Source organism: Belnapia sp. F-4-1, assembly GCF_000802185.1.
Lineage (GTDB): Bacteria > Pseudomonadota > Alphaproteobacteria > Acetobacterales > Acetobacteraceae > Belnapia.
In genome coordinates, this window is record NZ_KN676114.1 from 127231 (window position 1) to 147278 (window position 20048).

14 protein-coding genes and 4 pseudogenes are annotated in these 20048 nt (G+C 64.6%); 12 read left to right on the plus strand and 6 right to left on the minus strand.

Annotation, left to right across the window (positions count from 1 at the left end):
• Positions 1-870: 870 nt before the first annotated feature.
• A pseudogene (locus LH62_RS26145) lies at positions 871-1680 on the plus strand (IS5 family transposase).
• A gap of 120 nt (positions 1681-1800) precedes the next feature.
• Here the strand turns inward: LH62_RS26145 and LH62_RS26150 are convergent.
• Positions 1801-2844 carry an MYG1 family protein gene (locus LH62_RS26150; protein WP_082012932.1) on the minus strand — a complete coding sequence of 348 codons (1044 nt, stop codon included), beginning with the start codon at positions 2842-2844 and terminating at the stop codon, positions 1801-1803.
• An 808-nt stretch (positions 2845-3652) separates the two neighbouring features.
• Here LH62_RS26150 and LH62_RS29665 point away from each other — a divergent pair.
• The gene (locus LH62_RS29665; protein ID WP_043366729.1) at positions 3653-5338 is read left to right on the plus strand and encodes a methyl-accepting chemotaxis protein; all 1686 of its coding nucleotides are present in this window, start codon (positions 3653-3655) and stop codon (positions 5336-5338) included.
• 407 nt (positions 5339-5745) lie between these two features.
• Here LH62_RS29665 and LH62_RS32800 read toward each other — a convergent pair whose 3' ends face one another.
• Complete coding sequence (locus tag LH62_RS32800) at positions 5746-6078, minus strand: DDE-type integrase/transposase/recombinase (RefSeq protein ID WP_369796840.1); 333 nt, start codon at positions 6076-6078, stop codon at positions 5746-5748.
• 140 nt (positions 6079-6218) lie between these two features.
• On the opposite strand from LH62_RS32800, the gene LH62_RS32805 reads away from it, so the two are divergent.
• On the plus strand, positions 6219-6914 hold the full coding sequence (locus LH62_RS32805) for an IS630 family transposase (protein WP_369796841.1): 696 nt from the start codon (positions 6219-6221) through the stop codon (positions 6912-6914).
• Positions 6872-8092: pseudogene (locus tag LH62_RS26160) on the plus strand (IS256 family transposase). Before LH62_RS32805 ends, LH62_RS26160 begins: the two are co-directional and overlap by 43 nt.
• 36 nt (positions 8093-8128) lie before the next feature.
• On the opposite strand, the pseudogene LH62_RS26165 reads toward LH62_RS26160, so the two are convergent.
• A pseudogene (locus LH62_RS26165) lies at positions 8129-9001 on the minus strand (ISNCY family transposase); the annotation flags it as partial.
• A 228-nt stretch (positions 9002-9229) separates the two neighbouring features.
• Between LH62_RS26165 and LH62_RS28765 the strand changes: the two are divergent.
• The 3 genes from LH62_RS28765 to LH62_RS26180 all read left to right on the plus strand — a co-directional run bounded on the left by LH62_RS28765 (position 9230) and on the right by LH62_RS26180 (position 11186).
• On the plus strand, positions 9230-9745 hold the full coding sequence (locus tag LH62_RS28765) for an HPF/RaiA family ribosome-associated protein (RefSeq protein WP_082012935.1): 516 nt from the start codon (positions 9230-9232) through the stop codon (positions 9743-9745).
• A gap of 532 nt (positions 9746-10277) precedes the next feature.
• On the plus strand, positions 10278-10526 hold the full coding sequence (locus tag LH62_RS31670) for a hypothetical protein (protein ID WP_052215090.1): 249 nt from the start codon (positions 10278-10280) through the stop codon (positions 10524-10526).
• A 111-nt stretch (positions 10527-10637) separates the two neighbouring features.
• Positions 10638-11186: a hypothetical protein gene (locus LH62_RS26180; protein WP_043366732.1), complete on the plus strand. Its 549-nt coding sequence runs from the start codon at positions 10638-10640 to the stop codon at positions 11184-11186.
• A gap of 41 nt (positions 11187-11227) precedes the next feature.
• On the opposite strand, the gene LH62_RS26185 is transcribed toward LH62_RS26180, so the two are convergent.
• Positions 11228-11938 (minus strand): IS6 family transposase, encoded by a 711-nt coding sequence (locus tag LH62_RS26185; protein WP_043366733.1) that lies wholly within the window; start codon positions 11936-11938, stop codon positions 11228-11230.
• A gap of 552 nt (positions 11939-12490) precedes the next feature.
• Here LH62_RS26185 and LH62_RS26190 point away from each other — a divergent pair.
• The 4 genes from LH62_RS26190 (at position 12491) to LH62_RS30665 (ending at position 16068) form a co-directional block, all read left to right on the plus strand.
• Entirely contained in the window at positions 12491-12679 is a 189-nt protein-coding gene (locus tag LH62_RS26190) for a terminase TerL endonuclease subunit (RefSeq protein ID WP_043366734.1), read from the plus strand.
• Positions 12680-13028: 349 nt separating this feature from the next.
• Positions 13029-14540 carry an ELWxxDGT repeat protein gene (locus LH62_RS26195; protein ID WP_082012936.1) on the plus strand — a complete coding sequence of 504 codons (1512 nt, stop codon included), beginning with the start codon at positions 13029-13031 and terminating at the stop codon, positions 14538-14540.
• A gap of 434 nt (positions 14541-14974) precedes the next feature.
• Positions 14975-15217, plus strand: a complete 243-nt coding sequence (locus tag LH62_RS26200) for a terminase TerL endonuclease subunit (RefSeq protein WP_255360036.1) — start codon at positions 14975-14977, stop codon at positions 15215-15217.
• Between the two features lie 143 nt (positions 15218-15360).
• Positions 15361-16068, plus strand: a complete 708-nt coding sequence (locus tag LH62_RS30665) for a calcium-binding protein (RefSeq protein ID WP_160299902.1) — start codon at positions 15361-15363, stop codon at positions 16066-16068.
• A gap of 111 nt (positions 16069-16179) precedes the next feature.
• Here LH62_RS30665 and LH62_RS31675 read toward each other — a convergent pair whose 3' ends face one another.
• A complete protein-coding gene (locus LH62_RS31675; RefSeq protein WP_201445663.1) occupies positions 16180-16887 on the minus strand; it encodes a DUF3489 domain-containing protein in 708 nt (235 codons plus the stop codon).
• A 138-nt stretch (positions 16888-17025) separates the two neighbouring features.
• On the opposite strand from LH62_RS31675, the pseudogene LH62_RS29690 reads away from it, so the two are divergent.
• A pseudogene (locus LH62_RS29690) lies at positions 17026-17675 on the plus strand (IS5 family transposase); the annotation flags it as partial.
• Positions 17676-17969: 294 nt separating this feature from the next.
• Here the strand turns inward: LH62_RS29690 and LH62_RS26215 are convergent.
• Complete coding sequence (locus tag LH62_RS26215) at positions 17970-20042, minus strand: ATP-dependent helicase (RefSeq protein ID WP_043366740.1); 2073 nt, start codon at positions 20040-20042, stop codon at positions 17970-17972.
• Positions 20043-20048 lie beyond the last annotated feature (6 nt).

Sequence of the window (20048 nt, forward strand, 5' to 3'; positions counted from 1 at the left end):
GTGAGCAATACTGCCTCTGTCAGCCTGTCCGCTGCCGCTGCTTGGTAGGGCGGCGTCACAATCGACCTTCTGCACGCGGCAAAGGGCTCAACATGGATAATGCCGGACAAGAGGCCGCCTACAGGTGGCATGCAGTTCGGAAATGGGCAGGATTATTGGGATTATCGCTCCTCACTCTCACCTTGAGCTTTTGGCTCACGTGGCGAGCAGCCGAGGAGTACAACGCTGCATTGCGAACCGCGCTTTATATGGCGCACGAGATAGAAGTCACGCAGCGGCAAGCGCTTGAGGCGACGCAGTGGCAAGCCGAAGCGTGGGAGGAGGTAGCGCAACGCGAGGCTATAGCGCAGAGGACTGCAGGATTCGCAGCAGAAATTCGGCGGTCCGCAGCGCGAGCGTTGGAGTTGACGGTGGCAGGACGAGGGAGGAGATCGGAACCAGGGAGGAAGCTGAGGGCGCGGGTAGGAGCAGAGCTGTCCAGAGCATCTAGCCAGGCGGCACATGCGGCCACTCAGCTGGAGACAGCGGCACAAGAAGAACTGAAAGCAGCACGGCGAAAAGCTGAGTTGCGAGAGGCCGTAGCGCGCCGAGAGATAGAGGTGTGGCGAGAGACTGCCTTGAAGCACGCTGAGACGCGGTCACTAGACCCACGCAACGACCGAGGTGAGACTCTTCCGAGCATACTTACTGTGATTGCGGTTTCCGGCGCCCTTGTAAGTTGTACATTTATCGTATTGAACGCCCTCGTCGGGTGGCGTGCAGAGAGGCGGCGAGCTCAGGAGGTCCAGTTTAAAACTCAGCAACTTAACATCAGGTGCAGAAGCTAGAGGGTGTTATGGACCATTGCTGTAGTATTCGTCAGCATGAGGGATGCAGTCTGCCCGCAAGCCATACCCGTCTGATGTCTCCGATGAAGAATGGGCGCTGATCGCGTCCTATTTGGTTCTCTTGCGTGAGGATGCAAGCCAGCGACTGTACTCGCTCCGTGAGCTGTTCAACGGCCTGCGCTACGTCATCCGGAACGGCATTCCTTGGCGCGCCATGCCCAATGACCTGCCGCCCTGGGCGGCGGTCTACCAGCAGGCCCAACGCTGGCTGGCCGCTGGCGTGTTCGAAGCCCTGGCCAGCGACCTCCGCGCCATCCTCCGCCTGGCCGCCGGCCGCAAGGCCGAGCCGAGTGCCGCCATCCTCGACAGCCGCACCCTGCGCTCGACGCCCGAGAGCGGCGAGCGCGCCGGGTATGACGGCGCCAAACGCGAGCGCGGCTCCAAGCTGCACCTCGCCGTCGATACGCTCGGGCATCTGCTGGCCCTGCACGTCACCCCAGCCAACGCCGAGGATCGCGGCCAGGTCGAGCAACTCGCGCAGGCCGTGCAGTCAGAGACCGGCGGCAGCGTCGACCTCGCCTATGTCGATGCGGGCTACACCGGCGAACGCGCCGCTAACGCCGCCCGCCAGCACGGCATCGAACTCGAGGTCGTCAAGCTGCCCGAAGCCAAACGCGGCTTCGTCCTCCTGCCTCGCAGATAGGTGGTCGAGCACTCCTTCGCCTGGACGACGCGCTTCCGCCGCCTCGTCAAAGACTACGAGCGCTACGCCAGCACGCTCGCCGATTTCCACCTCGTCGCCTTCGTCTGCCTCATGCTCAAGCAAGTCGCTCTACCGGCAGCAGGTACCTAACAAGCTCTAGGGGGCCAAACGGGCAGCGTGGCGCGAGGCCCGATAGCACCTCCAGCGGCTGCTTTCCCCCCCTGTACCTTGCGTCAGGGAGGAGGAGGGACGCACCATGGAGCGCAGTTCTTATCGACCCCAGGCCTTGCGCAGCGCCTCAGCGGGGGAAGGCTTGTTGGCCAAGCAAGCTTGGCCCATGGCCAGCGCTGCCTCCCGGGTTGTGGCGATGGCCAAGTGGCCACCGCGGTGGACGAACACCGCCCCCGGAATACCACACGCCTTCTCGAGGGCAGCATCCTGCAGGCCGCGCCAAGCTTCGGGCATGTCGAGGCGGTTCCTGAGACTGCCCTTCTCGGCCGGCATCGCTTGTAGCTTCCAGCGGCCGTCCGGCTCCGGGCTCATCACGTAAAGGATGGGCATGGCCAGTTCGAAGGCCGTTCGCTGCCATGGCATGCCGCGCGGTAACTCCAACAAATCGGGGTGGAGGCCGCTAATCCCTGATCGGCAATCCTCCCAGGCCTGCGCTACGGCCCGGTAGGCAAAGGCGGCGCCGCGTTCCTTCTCGACGTGCTGCTCCAATGCCACGGCGACCATCTGGCTGGCCCGCAGGAACCCGGCAAGTTGCCGCGCCTCGAACGCGGCGGGGTCGGATTGGCTCGGCTCATCCCAGGCGCTGTTGAAAGCATCTACCATCGCGGTGAGGTCGGTGGGAGCGGCGCGCTCGACGCCATTGTCCACAAGATCGACATGGCGCACGAACTTGTAACGGACATTTTCGGCTATGCGGGCCACCACTTCGTCTGCGACCTCCTGGAAACCCGACTTCGCCAGGGTATTGCGCACATAGAGCTGCCCCAGGCTCAGGCCATTGCCCAGGTTGTCGGTGCGCCACACCAAACCTGCCGAGCTCAACGGGTCGCCATTCGGCGCTTTGGGTGCGCCAGGTTGGTGATGGTCAAAGCGCCAGCGGGCCTCGTCGGCAGTGCCGCCGACATCCCAGACGATGTCGGCAGCCTCCAGGGCAGCGCGTTCGCGGGTGCGGACCAGCACGTGCGTGCCATCATCTGCACCGAGCCCCAGGGCGCCGGTCAGGACGACATAGGCGAGGCAGTCATCGGCGTGGAAAGTGCCACTGTGAGTGGCCAGTCGCAGAGGTCGATCAGTGGGAAGCATGGGCCTTATCTACACACATGGGCCCAATGGCAACTGCAGCGGCATGGGAGCTCCGCATAGGACCTGCCGAACCTCTTACCATAGCGCCTGCCGCTGCAATCACCGTCGTCTACCCTGGCTCAAGTACCGGGAGCCAAGGCAAATGCATCACCAGTGATAAGCGGGGAGATTATCGCAGGTGAAACAGCGCTGCCGCAATCGGCCTGCAAGCAAAAAAGGCTGTTCCTGGGAGGGGACGGCGGCCCTAAGTTCAAACTGTATGGAGCATTCAACCTGTAACTCACCCCTTGTGGTTGAGTTTTTGATTATTCCTCAAGAGAAGCGGCCGCTTTATCAACTCGAAGTGGTATACGTTGCGAGGCAAGAGAACGCCCGCCCCTCGATAGCAAGGAGTGGGCGCAAGTTATGGGACTAATCACAGGGTGAGGCCGTCCAGAGCCTCACATCCTACAACTCACGATAACTCATTGCGTTTCATGCACCCGTTTAAGTTGCAATTGGGCGCAATGGTATCGTGTTGAACCTCAGCGGCCGCCGCCGTGGTCAAATCCAACAAGAGCGGTTTGGTCGCGTTTGTTAACGAACATCCAACCTTCTACTGACAAAAAGAAGCCTTATCCTGTCTGCAAACTTACCTCGCCGGCTTCGTCGGCGAGGTCCTTTTGCTGCTTGTGCTCGCGATTACAAAGCGATCAAACTCACAATGAGACACCAACTCATTGGTTATTAGTGCCTCGTTAATACGAGATCGTTATCACAAGTCTGATCAAACTGCGGGCTCACGCCTGCAATGGCAGACGGGATGACAATGACCTTCCTCAGCAAAATGAGTGTCCGCACCAAGCTCATGAGCGCCTTCGGAGCTCTCTTCCTGGTCCTTACAGGCCTAGGTGCGAGTTCTGTGCAGCAGATCTGGCAGATGGATGCCGTCGCCAGCGACATGGTCGATAACTGGATGCCCTCCATCGACTCCCTGGGTCGGGTGACTGCGGCTATTGGCCGCCACCGCTCTGCTGTTGCGAGTATGGTGCTCGCTGAGGATGCTCAGGTGCTTCAGGCTGCCAAGCAGCGTCATGATCGAGCGACAGAAGCGTTCAATACGTCTTGGCGCGTTTATGAGCCGCTGATCACGCCTGGAGAAGAACGGCAGCATGCAGATGCAATGCGATCCGCATGGTTGGAGTACAAAGGCATTGCTGATCAGGTAATCGCCGAAACGATGGCCGGCAATCGTTCGGGCGCCAACTCTCGTTTCATCACCACCATCCCACCTTATACTCGGGCGCTTGAAGCAGCCGACAAAGGCTTGAACTTCAACACGCAGATGGGACAGGTCGCAGCCGTTGCTGCCCACGCGGCATCTGCGCGCGCGGTGTGGGTAATTAGCGTTGTCACCATGTTCGCCGCCGCCATGACGCTGGCCTCGGTGCTTTGGTTGAATGCGAGCATCATCAAGCGCATTGCCCGGCTGGCCGGGGTGATGCGCCAGCTGGCCAAGCGCGATTATGCCTTCGACCTTCCTTGTGTGACGATGCCCGACGAAATTGGCGACATGGCTCGTGCAGTGCAGGAGTGCCGCGCGGGGCTGCAGGAGGCCGACCGGCTGGCGGCGGAGCAGGCGCGGCTGCAAGAGATCGAGACCCGGCGTGCGGCCCATCTGGCGGACCTGACGCGCGGGTTTGAGGGAGCGGTGGGGCAGCTGTCCAGCACCCTGGCCTCGGCGGCGACGGAGCTGCAGGCGACCTCGGCGGTGATGTCGGGCAGTGCCGGCCAGGCCAGCGCCCAGGCGGGGGCGGTGGCGGTGGCCGCCGAGCAGGCCAGCGGCAACGTGCAGACCGTGGCAGCCGCCGCCGAGGAGCTCTCGGCCTCGGTCTCCGAGATCTCCCGCCAGGTGGCGCAGTCGGCCAAGGTGGCCGGCCGTGCGGCGGACGACGCCCGGCGGACGGACGCCACCGTGCGCGAGCTCGCCGACGGCGCCCAGCGGATCGGCGAGGTGGTGCGGCTGATCAGCGACATCGCCAGCCAAACCAACCTGCTGGCGCTGAACGCCACGATCGAGGCGGCGCGCGCCGGCGATGCCGGCAAGGGCTTTGCCGTGGTCGCCTCCGAGGTCAAGGCGCTGGCCGGGCAGACCGCCAAGGCCACCGAGGAGATCTCGGTCCAGGTCGGCCAGATCCAGACCGCCACCCGCGACGCGGTGGCCGCCATCCAGGGCATCGCCAGCACCATCGGCGAGGTCAACCAGATCGCCGGCGCCATCGCCGCCGCCGTCGAGGAGCAGGGCTCGGCCACCCAGGAGATCGCCCGCAACGTCCAGCAGGCCGCCGCCGGCACCCAGGAGGTCACCCGCAACATCGGCGGCGTCAGCCGCGCCTCGGCCGAGACCGGCGAGGCTGCCGGTCACGTCCTCCAGGCCGCCGGGGAGGTGTCCCGCCAGTCCGAGCGCCTCGGCGCCGAGGTCACCACCTTCCTCCAGGGCGTCAAGGCCGCCTAAACACCACCCAGAGCGAAGGTACCCAAAAGTCTGCGCTATGCCTCAGTGTTCAGGAATGAGCAATGAGTTCACGGTAAAGAGAGGTTAGTGTTTCCTCCCTGTTTCAAACTCACCCCGCCGGGTCACTCGGCGGGGTTTCTTTTTTCCATGTTTCTGCAGCACCGCGCCTACGAGAGGTCGCGTCCGACATCTGTAGCCCCAGCCGCATAGCTGCAGCCTTCAGCGGTTCTTTCAGCGCTCGCGCCAACCGGACGACGCGAGATGATGGCTGGTATCGGCTACGCCATTTGCAGAATAGCGAGCGCAGTAGTGGCGCGACGGCGGTGAAGCAGACGACGGCGGTTGGCGGTGACGTGCTGTTTATGGCGGGTCTGGAGGCGGAGGAAGTTGCGGAGCTCCTCATAGCTTCAGCAGAAGCGCTCCGCTGACGCGTAGCCTTTGAAGCCCCGCATACACTGAATGCGGCTTTTCACGCCGCGGTGGTCTTGCTCCAGTCCGTTGTTTTTGAAGGCGCTGGCCCGGTGTACGACACGCCGACCAAGCGTTGATCTAATCGCACGCGGGTAGGGGCCGTGCCCGTCCGTGGTAACCTGGTCAGGGACTTGGCCAGTGACCGACTCTGCCGAGCGGAAAAAGGCCTGGGCCGCTGCCATGTCGCGGTGCTCGTTCAGCATGGTATCGACAAGGTTCCCGTCGCGGTCCCTCTCTGTCAGGGAAGTTGTCCGGCGCTTTGAGATGATCTTTCATTTTCGGAGGGGCGGGACGCAGGGATGATACCAACCTGATTTGGGACTGACTCTCTTGCGTCTTTCGGGCCGTGGATCGGCTGATTCGATGAGCCAAGTAATGGTTCGCTGGGGAGGGCAGTATGGCAACGGCAATGGCGGTGACCCGGGATGAGCTGACGCCGGCGCAGCTGCGGGCGGCAGCCCGTGCGAGTGAGGATCCCGCCCAGGTTCGGCGATTGCTGGCGGTTGCGCTGGTCCTGGAGAATGTGCCGCGGCAGCAGGCGGCGGAGCAGTGCGGCATTGATCGGCAGACCCTGCGGGACTGGGTTCACCGCTACAATGAGGGTGGTGTTGCTGGCTTGCAGTCGCGCCCCATCCCTGGCCGTGCGCCACTGCTGACGCCCGAGCAGAAAGCTGAGCTGAAGGCCCTCGTTGTGGCAGGGCCGGACGCGGAGCGGGACAAGGTGGTGCGGTGGCGTTGCGCCGACCTGCGCGCTGAGGTCGCCCGTCGGTTTGGGGTCGAGGTGCGTGAGGGCACGATAGGCGGATGGCTGCACCAGCTTGGTCTGACGCGGCTGCAGCCACGACCATACCACCCCAAGAAGGACGCTGTGGCGCAGGAGACGTTTAAAAAAACTAGGTCGGCAAAGTTAGCTGGCAGGCGAGTTGTTCGAGAGTGGCCAATTAGGCCTGTGGGTTGCGCCGGAACTGGGTCCGCAGCGTCCGTGCATGGCGGCGTTGTTCAAGACAGTGGCGGAGTGCGCTCCAGTTCTGGGCCGTACGATGCTGCTGAGGGAGCCACCGTATGCCGAGACGCAAACAACCCCACATGTCGGATGAGTTGCTGAACCAGCTCCTGGCCGGGTCTGACGCCCGGGCCGCCCTGGCCGACGGCGGGTTACTGGACGGGCTCAAGAAGGCGCTCGCGGAACGGGCGCTGAACGCCGAGCTGGACCACCACCTCGAGGGTGGCGAGCCGGATGGCCGGGCCAACAGCCGCAACGGCTATGGCAGCAAGACGGTGCTGACCGGCACCGGCCGGCTGGATCTGCAGGTGCCGCGGGACCGGCTGTCGACCTTCGACCCGCAGCTGATTGCCAAGTATCAGCGCCGCTTTCCCGGCTTCGACGACAAGATCGTGTCGATGTATGCCCGGGGCATGAGCACCCGCGAGATCCAGGGCACCTGCGCGAGCTCTACGGCATCGAGGTCTCACCCGACCTGGTCAGCGCGGTCACCGACGCCGTCCTCGATGAAGTGGCCGAATGGCAGGACCGCCCGCTCGAGGCGTTGTACCCGCTGGTGTTCCTCGACGCGCTCCGGGTCAAGGTCCGCGACGAGGGCACCGTTCGGAATAAAGCCGTCTATGTTGCCCTTGGCGTCCGCCCGGACGGCACCAAGGAGGTGCTGGGGCTGTGGATCGAGCAGACCGAGGGTGGCAAGTTCTGGCTGCGCGTCATGAACGAGCTCCGGGACCGCGGCATCGAGGACATCCTCATCGCCGTCGTCGACGGCCTGAAGGGCTTCCCCGAGGCGATCGCCGCCGTGTTCCCGCGGACCCAGGTGCAGGCCTGCATTGTCCACCTGCTGCGCACCTCGCTGGACTACGTCTCCTACAAGGACCGCCGCGCTGTTGCTGCAGCCCTGCGGGAAGTCTACCGGGCGCGCAACGCCGATGCTGGGCAGGCTGCCCTCGAAGCCTTCGACGCAAGGCCAGTGGGGCCGCAAATACCCCGTCATCGGCCAAACCTGGCGACGGCACTGGCCGGAGGTGATCCCGTTCTATGCCTTTCCCGCCGATGTGCGGCGGATCATCTACACAACGAACTCCATAGAAGCCTTGCATGCCAAGCTGCGACGCGCAGTTCGCGCCCGCGGCCACTTCCCGACCGACGAGGCCGCGCTGAAGCTGCTGTGCTTGGTGTTGCGGCTCACTGCCAAGGAATGGAAGATGCCACAGAAAGAGTGGACCGCCGCCAAGGCCCAGTTCGCCATCCTCTTCGAGGACCGCTTTGCCATCACCTGATCATCGCGGCCCTACACAGAATTCCTGACAGTCCCCCAGGCTGTCCGCCACCGCCTTCAGCCGTCGCTTGAGCTTCAGCCCAGGGGCGGCGAGCGGGGTGCGCCCGTCATCCGTGATGGCGCTGCGTACGGCCGCGCAGTAACCCAGCACCAGCTCAGCCTTACCATCCTGGCGTCCCCCCACCGTGCGCTCGATCCGGCGTACCCCACGCACCCCCTTCTTGAGTTCCTTCTTGGCATGCCGGTCCGCCTCGTAGACCGGGTTCGCCGCTTCCCGCAGGAAGTGAAACTGGCAGAGCTGGTGCGGCACGCCGGGCAGAGCCCATTCCACCGGCCGCCGGATCGAGGTCTGCCCGTCGCTAACCACACCCTCCACCGGTACCCCGATCGCTTTCGCCACCTCGGCGAGCAAGGACGCCAGGTCCTCGGCCGTGCCCGACAACAGGCTGCCCGCCAACAGCACCTCGCCCGAGAGGCACTCGCGCACCACCCACAGCACCTCATGGCCGACGTCTAGCTGCATGCCGTCCAGGGCCAGGATGGCCCGCCCTTGCCTGGTCAGAATCCGGCGCAGTCGCCGGGTGTCTGTCAGCGAGGTGGCCAGCAACTCGTCATAACGGTCCAGCAGATTGGTCACGCTCCGCCCGGCAATCTCCACCCCACGCCCCCGCAGGGCGGCATGGATCTCCGGCACGATGCGGTGATCCCGGTGACGCAGCACTCCCACCAGCGCCACCACGTCCAGGCCGAACTCATGCTGGGGGAGTGCCATCGCGCCCTCCGCCTCGGGCCGGTACGCCAGGCGATGACGTGCACAGCCCTCATGCTCGCAGCGGCGGATCTTCAGCCGCCGCCGCACCGACCCAGACAGCGTCACCAGGGTCCCGCGGTTCTCGTAACGCAATCGCATGTGGCCGCCGCAACCGCATGATCCGGAACAGGGGTAGGGCTCAATGCGCCCACTACGCTGACCCGTGCAACAAAGCGACAGCAGATGGCAGGTCGATCCTACGCATACTATGACGATGGTTGCAAGCGCTGAATAATCCCAAACAGTTGAATGTAAGGGAATAGTTTGGCGTTCTTCGCGTCGTCATCTCTCGCTACCGTGTAAGGGTTGGTCAGCAACGGAGGTAACATGTCCAGTTCTCTTGGTGCCGATATACCTGAGAACACACAGGTTTCCGTCACAGGAAGGCACCTCGATGTCGGAGAGACTTTGAAAGGCCACGTCGAGGCAGAGATGCGGGCGCTGGCAGCGAAGTATTTCCAACGTGCCGCGGACGCAATCGTCATCTTCTCTCGTGCAGCCAAAGGCAACGGCTTCTGCTGCAACATCCGTTTCCATGTCGCCGGGGACATAGACTTCGACGGGCGCGGATCCCACAAGGACGCCCACGCCGCGCTCTCGCTGGCGGTCGAGCACGTAGCCAAGCAACTCCGCCGCACCAAACGGGCATGGCGCGAGGACAAGCCCGCCAACTTCGATAAAGACAACCTTTTTAAGATGCATGGCGAGCGGGTCGCGGAGCCTGACGACGCACTCGGCATGCTCGAAGCTGTGGACGACGAGGACTTCGGCAATGTGTTCCTGCCCAAGCCCTCTGCGGTGACGCCTCCAGAGCACGCCGAACTGCCACTCGCGGCGGTGTAACTTTCACTAGCCCGCGGGAATGCCCCGCGGGCGTCCCACCAATCGCGGGGAGCAATATGGGTGGAACGACGGCATCCGAGAGCCCTGACGCCACGGCACCCGCGCCGCATAGGAGGCCCGGGGTGGATCCGGTGCCGGTCTGGGACAGCTTCATGGGCGGTCTGCTAGCCACGGTTGAGGCGGTCATGATCCGCCGGGCGGAGGCGGGCAGGTGCATGCAGGACGCGGACGTGGCCTTAAAGGCACAACGGAAATGCGACGGCGCGTGCTGGACCGACTGCTGTCCTCTGCCGTCGGACTGGCGGTGGTCATGCGTCATCTCGGGGCTGCGGCCGAGAACAAAGAGGAACCATCTTCCTAAAGCAAACTCCAAACGATCAGAGTCATTGGGGATTCCCCTAGACCTCGAAGGCTGATTCATCCTGTTGGCTAGGCACAATGCACCCTGCAATGCACGTCGTTGGCGAAAATCAGGAGTTCCGACAGGTTAGGCCGGGATAATTTGAACGGTAATAGTCGGGGGAATGAACAAATGGCCGAGCGCCTGACCAAGGCGGCGACGCGGAACATCTTTTACGGCGGTCTGGCCTTCTTCCTGGTCACCTTCGTTACGTCGACCATTCACACGCATTTCTGCATAGCAGGCACGAGCGCGCCTGTCTCCGCTGTGTCCGACGGCATCGTGCGTAGCAAGGAGGTCCTGAAACCGTTGGGTGCCCGCTGCAGTATTGGCTCAGTGAAGCTTCGGCTTGGCACGCCAAGTCCGGCGTCGCAATCATGAAACTGGATGGATCTTGAAAGCTACTGATTGGCGGCGCAGCTGCCGAGCGGCATGGGCATGTCGGTCGTGGCTACGCTAGGTGCCGAGCACTCCTTGCTCAAAGGAAGGTCAATGACCGTAGCCGAGCGCAAAACCATGCACCGCCTGACGCTGCGCGCCCGCATGGCGCTCCTCGTCCTAGCCGGAGTGGTTCCGCTCAGCGCTTATGACCTGGGCGTCGTGTACCTGGGCTACGCCCGCGAGCGCGAGCGGGCGAGTTCGCAAGCGCTCGACCTCGCCCGCGCCATCAGCGGCGCAGTTGAGGCGGAATTGCGGGCCAGCACGGCGGCGCTGGGGGTGCTCGCGCTGTCGCGCGCCCTCAGGGCTGGCGACCTTGCAACCTTCCGCGAGCAGGCTGAGGACGTCGTCGCCAGCGAGTTGCCCGGAGCTACCGTGCTCCTGCGGCGCGGGGACGGGCAGCAGCTCATGAACACGGCGCTGCCGCTCGGCGAGGCGCTCCCCCGGCAGGTCTGGGAGACGCCGCAGCACGCCCCCGCCGCGGGTGGACCTTCCGTCTCGGACGTTTACTTCGGGCCGGTGCTCCGTCGCCCCGTCGTCGCCATCAAGGTGCCCGTCAGGCGCATCGGTGGGCAGCCCGACCGGCATTGTCACATTGTTTGACGACCGGGCGCGTTTGACCGCAAAACGGAGCTTGCGTGATCTCACGCTGCCGTCTGGGCACACGTCTCCTGCCGCCAGATCTGGAATGCCTTGTCGCGCGAACGGTGGTACTGTTCGGCGGCCATCAGGTGCCGCCGCGGATGGAAGTGACCATAGATCATCGCGTGCGCCGAGAGGAACCGCTGAGCTTGTTCTGGTGACTTGAAGCGCTGCATCTGGCGTTCTCGACGTCGCGTTGGGCGGTGGGAATTCTCGGCACGATTGTTCAGGTAGCGGCTGGTCCGATGCTTCACACCGGGCAGAACCTCGCGCTGGGCGACCCCATAGCTGCGGAGCCCATCCGTGACGATCTTGCGGGGCTTGTACTTCAGGCCGGCCAGCAGGCGTTTGAAGAAGCGTTTGGCGGCTGTGGCATTGCGCCTTTCCTGCACGAGGATGTCGAGCACCACACCGTGCTGGTCGACCGCGCGCCAGAGGTAGAAGAGCTCGCCGTTGATCTTCAGGTACACCTCATCCATGTGCCAGGTGTCGCCCGGCCTCGGCCGGCGCTTGCGCAGTTTGGCCGCGAACTCGGTACCGAAGCTGAGGCACCAACGGCGGATACTCTCGTAGCTGACCACCAAGCCGCGCTCAGCCAGGATCAGCTCGATGTCGCGCAGGCTCAGGCTGAACAGGTGATAGAGCCAGATGGCATGGTGGATGACCTCGGCCGGAAAGCGGTAGCCGGGGTAGGTGGTGGGCTCGGTCGACATCCGGCCAGCTTGGCCCAGTCAGTTCATTCCGCCCAGAGCCCAACGACTTGACAATGCCCGTCGAGCCCATTCGTCTGGACCAAGCCCGCCGACCGCATCCTCGCCAAGCTCGCGCGGCTGCCTCCACCGTCCGAATGAGTCACCGCACTAGCCAACCGCACCGCCATGGCGACGCTTGCCATCGTGTTTCCCAATACCTGCTGCAAGATCGGCAAGACGACCTCCGTCGCCTCTGTCCGCTGCTGCCTGAACGAGGAGGCAAGGCGCGCAATGCCGCCTACCCGGCTGAGCGGCCGCGGAGCATCTCGTGCTGAGACCGGGCAACGACACCGACTTCCAAGCGATTGAGGACGACATCCTGGGGCTGAACCAGCGCTTTCGGATCGTCAGTGTCGGCTACGGCCCTTGGCAGTCGCCGCAGCTGGCGCAGCGGCTACGGGCACAGGACGTTGAGATGGTGGAGTTCCGCTCGACCACGGCGAACTTCTCGCCGGCGATCATTGAGCTGGGCGCTGCCATGCGCTCCGGTCGGCTTCAGCATGACGGCAACCGGTGCTGGAGTGGTGCATCGGCAACGTGGTCGGCAAGCCCGATCGCCGGGGCAACCTTTACCCGACCAAGGCACGACCGGAGCAGAAGATCGACGCGGCCGTGGCGCTCATTATGGCGGTCGGGCGGTCGATGGTCGAGCCCGAGCAGTTCACCAGCATCTTCGAGCGGGCGGAGTTGTGGCCGGCGTGAGCGAGGCGCAAAGGTCTCGCAACCCTCAACATTCTGCTGCACTCACTTGCAGCAATGTGCTCATGCTCTTCAGCATCAAATATTGATTACTATCCGTTACGAACGAATGCAAGCTGGCGGTGAGAATGCTCATGCGGTCGTTCTGGAAGGTGTCCACAAGTTCCGCCCGTGCTCGAGCGTAAGCCACTTTGCGTAACCAAGTAGAGCAGCTCATTGCTGCCGTCCGTCTAAAGCACTTGTTCAGATTAACGTGAGAGTTACGGGCGGCGCTCTGCGTCAACCCATGCGATAGCATAGAGTATGGGTAGGCTCCGGCAGGTATTGAGTCGCGGTGCCGGGAGGGAACACCATGGCCAACAAAAGCGAGCGAAACGCCTCGACGGCCCACGGACACGCCAAGTCCCACGGCAACGGACATAGCAAAGGGCACGGCAACGGCCATTCGGATGATCACGCACTGCGAGCATCTTTTGTCTTCGCCGCTGACGATGGCAGTCACGGGACCGAGCCTTGGGTGACCAACGGCACTGAGGCTGGGACGCATCTCCTGCTGGACATCAATCCAGGTTTTGACGGTAGCGGCTTCTACTTCGCCAGCCCCTTCATTTCTGGGTCCACCCCCTTCGTACCGACCTCCGGCGGACGGTTCGTGTTCGAAGCCAATGATGGCACGCACGGCAATGAGCTGTGGGTCACCAACGGAACCGCCAACGGAACCCAACTGCTTGCTGACTTGGCGCCTGGTTCGGACAGTTCCTTTCCATTCCTGTTCGCTCCGCTTGGCGACGGGCTTGTGCTGTTCGGGACGACGGGCGGTGGTGACCCTGAGATGGGCACGCGTTACTGGATTACCGATGGCACCGCCGACGGCACGCGGGAGGCGCCGCAGTTCGAATCTGGAACCCGTTTCCTTGGTACCGGCGATTTCACTCCGCTCGGAGACGGGCGGGTGCTGTTCGTCCGCGCATCTGAGCTGCGCATCGCCACGGTGGACGATCCGGGTAGCGATCTCGTCCTCAGTTTTTCCCAGAACCAGTTTAACGCGGCTTTGGGCTATGTGACACCGCTTGACGACGGGCGGGCGCTGTTCCGTGCGGACGACGGCACCCATGGCATCGAGCCATGGATCACTGACGGCACGGTCGACGGTACGTACCAGATCGCTGACATAAACCCGGGCAGCGAGGGAAGCTTTGTCGCGGGCTTCGTTGGAATTGGCGACGGGTTGGCGCTTTTCAGCGCCTTTGACTTTGCGCACGGCCGCGAGTTGTGGATCACCGATGGGACCAAGGCCGGAACGCACCTGGTGACCGATATCAACCCGGGCATCGGCAGCAATTCCTTGCTCGATCTCGTCCCGATCGGTGGTGGGCGCCTGCTTTTCTCCGCCAGTGATGGAGTGCACGGCGATGAGCTGTGGGTGACCGACGGCAGCGAGGCAGGCACCATGATGCTGCGAGACATATACCCCGGCCCGGTCCAGGCCGGCGGCCCAGGAGTCCCTTCGCTTGGCAGCAGCTTCCCAAGCAACATCACGCCGCTCGGAGATGGCCGGGCACTGTTCAGCGCCGTCGATCCGGAGCATGGGCAGGAGCTGTGGGTGAGCGATGGCACCCCCGCCGGGACGCGCATGGTCGCCGATCTCTTCCCTGGCCTGGGCAGCAGCTCGCCCTCGGGGATTGGAGCACTCGGTCGCGGGTTGGCCGCCTTTTCGGCGGATGACGGCACGACCGGGCGCGAGCCGTGGATTACCGACGGTACCGAAGACGGCACGTACAGACTTGCCGATATCAATTCCGGAACGACTGGCAGCGGCGCCTCGGGCTACACGCCGCTGGCCGATCAGGCGCCGATCTGTTGAAGCGCGCCAATCCGGGGGCCCTTCGGGATCGCAGGTGAGGATCGTAGAGGTGCCGAAGTGCGACGCATGCCTCGACAGCGGCTAACTCGCTGCCATGCGTCGCCCGCCAAACGGCCTCGCAAGCGCTCTGCCCAATGGCGTATGCGTCTATGCTCTGCGGCTGCGCGAGATTAGGATGCCAAGCTCAGCCGGCGCTTCTGCGTTGCCAGCGTGGGCTACGACCCTTGGCAGTCGACACAGCTGACCCAGCGGCTCCGGGCGCAGGACGTCGAGATGGTGGAGTTTCGTTCGACTAATACCATGTCCCGTTGATCCCAACCTATCGGCGGCAGAGGACCGTCCCGACGTAGCCCGCTCCGGCCTCGGCGGAGCCGCTTTACTGCATGGGTTCTGATCAGCGGGATTTGGTATAAGGCGACTTCTCGCCGGCGATCATCGAACTCGATGCTGTGATGCGCTCGGGCCGCATCGAGCATGACGGCAACCCGGTGCTGGAGTGGTGCATAGGCAACGTGGTCGGCAAGCCCGATCGCCGGGGCAACCTCTACCCGACCAAGGCGCGGCCGGAGCAGAAAATCGACGCGGCCGTCGCGCTCATCATGGCGGTTGGGCGGTCGATGACTGAGCCGGAGCAGTTCACCAGCATCTTTGAGCGGGCGGAGTTGTGGCCGGGGTGAGCCGCCATGGCCCCAATGCACCCTCATTCCGACTTATTCTTTGCCAGAAAGCAAAAGATTTTATGTGCTGGACCGTTTCAGGGTGTAGCAGTCATGCTCTCTCTACTGAGTGGCTACCGATGTTAGTCGGCGAGGGAGGCACTATGAACCAGAACCCAAAACCCAGCTCCGGTAACGGCAAATCTCTGACGGGAACCGAAGGAGTCGACCACCTCAGAGGGCATGCCGCTGGCGACGTGCTGCGTGGTTTCGGAGGAGACGACAAGCTTTGGGGCTGTGGCGGTGCTGACCAAATCTTCGCAGGCGCCGGCAATGATAAGGTCTGGGGAGGTAAGGGGGCCGACACCATTGATGGTGGTGACGGAAATGATCGGCTTGCGGGCCAGGCTGGCAACGATTTCATTCGGGGTGGTTTTGGGGTTGATGTGTTGTCTGGAGGAAAGGGCGACGACATCTACGCGTTCGGAATCATTGTAAATTTTTCCCCTGGCACGTCAGCGGCTTTCAGTGCGGGTCTCTCAGACACTGGCGTCGGCGATAAGGCCGACGTGATCACCAACTTTGATGGGGCGGGAGAGGCAGGCGGCGATATAATCGATCTTTCGGTCATCAACTACTTTGGGCGGCGAATCGCAAGCAATCCCGAGTTCTCTTTTGTTGGCAATGAGGAGTTCAACGGCAATTTTGCACAACTTCGTTTTGAGGTGCGAGGCGGGTACACGGTCATTCAAATGGATGGGGTGCGCACTCCAGCAGATCCGATACCGTTGTTTGTTGGCGACAAGGTACCGGACGCGGAGATCATAGTTCTGGGCGAACACCAATTCACCGCGAGCGACTTCATTTTGTAAAGCATCGGCTGGCCTGCTGCGCCTTCAGCCAAAGGCTGGTTTGACCCTGCTCGGCGGTCGGGCCTCGGTGGAGCCCGACCGCCAGTCTGGTACTGTCCAGCGGCGCTTGCATCAGCCTGCTTCCGCGATGCGGTACACGGTGTAGCTGCCCTGGGCGCCCTCCTTGCCCGGGCCGACCTGTCGGACGCGCTCTGCGGCCTCGACCGCGATGCCCTGTCGCTTCTTGAGCCCCGCGAGGAAGCCCCGAACGGTATGGACCTGCCAACCGGTGGCCTCGGCGATCTGGGCGACGGTAGCGCCCTTCGGACGGCGCAGCATGGCGAGCACCTGCTGCTGCTTGGTGCCCTCGCGCAGCTTGCGAGGTTGGGCAGGATCGCGCGGCGGCCGGGAAGGCTTGCCGTCGAGCGTGGTGCGCAGCGCGGCGATTGCGTCGGGTAGGCGCGCCTGTCGGGCCTCTGCGTCGTCCCAGGCGGCAAACACGGCCTCCGCCGCGGCGCGCAGCCTCTGCCGGGCCGGTAGCGCGGGCAGGGCCTCGGCGGCGGTCGTGGGCGGCTCCTGGGCGAGCAAGGCGGCCTCGTGAGCCTCAGGCGCGTGTCGGGCTGTCGTAGGGGCCTCTGCCGGAGCGCACCCATCGGTGGTCCCAGCAGCAGCGCGCAGACCCGCCTCGGTCAGGCGGTAGTGTTCCGGGGCGCCGTTCACCGTCCAGGCTGTATTCTCGTCCGGCTGCTCGAGCGCTGCGGGCTCGATCAAGCCCTTGGCGAGAAGGCTCCGGCGAATGGCGTCGCGCGGCGCCGGGGCAAGCCGGGCCGGCGGGGTCACGAGGTGCTGCGGGTGCTCTAGGTCCTGTGGACTCTAGGGATTCCTGGATGGGTTGGGCTGTGATTCAAAGCTGCTTTTTGGAGGCAGCGGATGGCCTTGCGGGACCGGCTGATCCTGAATGACGCCCAGTGGGCGCGGATGGCGCCGCACATCATCGGCGATGAGCGCAGCCGCGGCACCTCGGGCCAGGACAACCGCTTGTTCGTCGAGGCGGTGCTCTGGATCGTCCGCACCGGCGCCCCCTGGCGCGACCTGCCGGACGCCTTCGGCCACTGGAACAGCACCTTCCGCCGCTTCAGTCGCTGGAGTGCCAAGGGCGTCTGGCATCGCATCTTCGCCGCCATGGTCGAGGACCCGGACTTCGAATACCTGATCCTCGACAGCACCATCGTCCGCGCCCACCAGCATGCCGCCGGGGCAAAAAAGGGGCTGGAGATCAAGCCCTCGGCCGCTCGCGCGGCGGCTGGAGCACCAAGATCCACCTCGCCGTCCGCGGCCTCGGCTGCCCTGTCCGGGTCGTCCTGACCGCCGGGCAGCGCGGCGATGCCCCACAGGCCGCCGCCCTGCTCGACAAGGACCGACCAGGCTTCGTCCTGGCCGATACCGCATACGATGCCGACCACTTCCGCGCCGCCGTCGCCGAGGCCGGCGCCATCGCCGTCATCCCCAACAATCCCTCGCCGGCCAGCAAACTCGACTTCAACGAGGCAGTCTACGAGGAACGCCACCTCGTCGAGTGCTGCTTCGGCAAGCTCAAACACTTCCGCCGCGTCGCAACCCGCTACAACAAGACCGCGCAGAACTACCTCGCCATCGTGCTCCTCGCCGCAACCATCCTGTGGCTAAGGTAAATGTCCACAGGACCTAGCCCTATCTACAGGCCGCTCTCAACCGGCTGCGGCACCGACTCTCCAGCCGCAACGTGGAGGTCTGGTGCATCTTCGACAATACGGCCGGGGGGCAGCCACACACGATGCGTTTGTGTTGAAAACCAAAACGGTTTGCCGTGGTGTTGGAGTGTCGCCAGGATTACTCGGACCGGCCGTATGATGGACCGAGCACGAGCGCCGGCATGCAAGACGTCACCGCGGCGCCTTCGCCGCCTTGCGGGCCGTGAACTCAGCGACCAATCGGTCCGTCTCGGCTTGGGTCGGTGGCTTCACCGGCCGCGCCGGTTGCACGGCCGTCGTGCGGCTGGCCGGCCTGGAAACTTTGACTCGTCCTGACACTACGCCGGCCTCGGTCAACGCCTTCGGGATCTCAGCGAGAAAGCGTGATGGCTTGCCGACCCAGTCGCGGCGTTGCCGCACCCAGCTCAGCTGCAGCGAGTGCCGGGCCCGGGTGACGCCGACATAGAAGAGCCGGCGTTCCTCAGCGATCGCGCCCTGCTGCTCCGCCTGCCAATTCGGCCAGACGCCCTCCTCGAGCCCCGCCAGCAGCACATGGTCGAACTCCAGCCCCTTCGCCCGGTGCAGCGTCAGCACTTGCACGGCATCGGCGGGCTCGGCGTCGCCAGGCATGGCACCGAGCGCGGCCCCGTCACAATAGGCCGCCACGTTGCCGGCTTGCTCAGCCGCCCGCAGCGCGGCCGTCCAGGCATGACCAAGCTTGCCGTCCAGGTCTAGCCGCTCTGCGATCTCACTCGCCTCGGCCGCCAGCCGCAGCGCATCAGCCGGGCCAAGCTTCCGCCGGGCCACACCGTCCGCAATCTCGCCGGCGACGCCGAGCACCGCCTCGAGCCCCTGCCGCTCCGCCGGTGTGGCAGGCAGGGTCTCCACGGCCGCGGCTAGGGCGAAACCCCGCTCCGCGGCGTGCTCACGCAACCGCCCGAACAAAGCCCCGCCGATGCCGCGCGCCGGAAAGGCGCAGGCACGGCGGAAGGCATCATCAGCGGCGGGATCCCAAACATCGGCGCCGGGCTTGCCGCCGTGGCTACGGCTCATCGCCAACCGCAGCCAGGCCATCGTGGCTAAGACTGCCTTTGGAGGTTCCGGCTCCCGGTCCGTGACCAGCCGCACCGGCACATCCGCTTGGCGCAGCGCGGCCAGGATTGGTTCCGCCACGAAGCCAGCCCGGACCAGCACCGCGCACTCGCGCCAGAGCAACTCCGGCTGTTTTCGCCGCAGCGCCTGCAGCCAAGCCAAGGCACCGCGGCCCTCATCCTCGGGGGTCAGTGCCTCCCGGATGGTGATCGAGGGTCCGGGCGGCGCCTTCGGGTCAGCCGGGCGCAGGATCTTCGGCAGCGCCTCCGGATCCTCCGCTGCGATGGCGTTGGCGGCGCGCAGGATCGTTGGGCTCGAGCGGTAGTTGGTCTCGAGCTTGAGGGCAGGGGGAGCGGTCCGGTAGTCTTTCCCGAAGCGCCGGATATGGGCGACGTCGGCGCCGCGCCAGCCATAGATCGCCTGGAGGTCGTCGCCCACGGCAAAGACCCGGCCGGGCTTGCCGGCCAGCAGGCGCACCAGCGCATGCTGGGCATGGTTGGTGTCCTGGTACTCGTCGACCAAGATCTCGGCCCAGCGGGAGGACCAATGCGCAGCCAGCGCCGGATCGGCCCGCATGGCCGCGACCGGCAGGGCGATCAGGTCGTCGAAGTCCAACGCCTGCCGTCCCGCCAAGGCCGACCGATAAGCCGGAAGCACGGCCGCCGCCTGGGCCAGCACCTCCGGCTCGAACCGACTCAGCGCCGCGGAGCGGGGCAGCCGGCGGGGATTGGTCACGAGACCGTTCTTCAGCAGCGACACCGCTTCCTGCAGCAAGCCGGCTGCCTTCCGGTCCTGGGTGCCGGCGGCCTGCATCAGCAGCTCCCGGGCGTCGCTCTGGCCCAGGATGGCAAAGCCACGGGGCAGACCGGGGATGCCGGCGCCGTCCTCGATCAGCAGCCGGGCCATGACCGCGTGGAAGGTGCCGACCCAGCGCGGTGTCCGCTCCGGCCCGAGCAGGGCGGCAAGCCGGCTCCGCATCTCGCCGGCGGCTTTGGCGGTAAAGGTGATGCAGAGCAACCGGTCAGGCGGCTCGCCGCCGAGGATGAGGTCCGCCACCCGCCGGATCAGCGTCTCGGTCTTGCCCGAGCCGGCACCGGCCAGCACCAGCACGGGCGCCGGCGCGGTTGCTGCGGCGCGCTGCGCCGGGCTCAGGGGCGCGAGATGCGCAGACATGGGAAC

Excerpts from the sequence above, each read along its gene's own strand:
- LH62_RS26180 (WP_043366732.1), top strand. The coding sequence starts at position 10,638 with ATGACCGTAGCCGAGCGCAAAACCATGCACCGCCTGACGCTGCGCGCC.
- LH62_RS31670 (WP_052215090.1), top strand. The coding sequence starts at position 10,278 with ATGGCCGAGCGCCTGACCAAGGCGGCGACGCGGAACATCTTTTACGGC.
- LH62_RS29665 (WP_043366729.1), top strand. The coding sequence starts at position 3,653 with ATGACCTTCCTCAGCAAAATGAGTGTCCGCACCAAGCTCATGAGCGCC.
- LH62_RS26185 (WP_043366733.1), bottom strand. The coding sequence starts at position 11,938 with ATGTCGACCGAGCCCACCACCTACCCCGGCTACCGCTTTCCGGCCGAG.
- LH62_RS30665 (WP_160299902.1), top strand. The coding sequence starts at position 15,361 with ATGAACCAGAACCCAAAACCCAGCTCCGGTAACGGCAAATCTCTGACG.
- LH62_RS28765 (WP_082012935.1), top strand. The coding sequence starts at position 9,230 with ATGTCCAGTTCTCTTGGTGCCGATATACCTGAGAACACACAGGTTTCC.
- LH62_RS32805 (WP_369796841.1), top strand. The coding sequence starts at position 6,219 with ATGGCGGTGACCCGGGATGAGCTGACGCCGGCGCAGCTGCGGGCGGCA.
- LH62_RS26215 (WP_043366740.1), bottom strand. The coding sequence starts at position 20,042 with ATGTCTGCGCATCTCGCGCCCCTGAGCCCGGCGCAGCGCGCCGCAGCA.
- LH62_RS26195 (WP_082012936.1), top strand. The coding sequence starts at position 13,029 with ATGGCCAACAAAAGCGAGCGAAACGCCTCGACGGCCCACGGACACGCC.
- LH62_RS26150 (WP_082012932.1), bottom strand. The coding sequence starts at position 2,844 with ATGCTTCCCACTGATCGACCTCTGCGACTGGCCACTCACAGTGGCACT.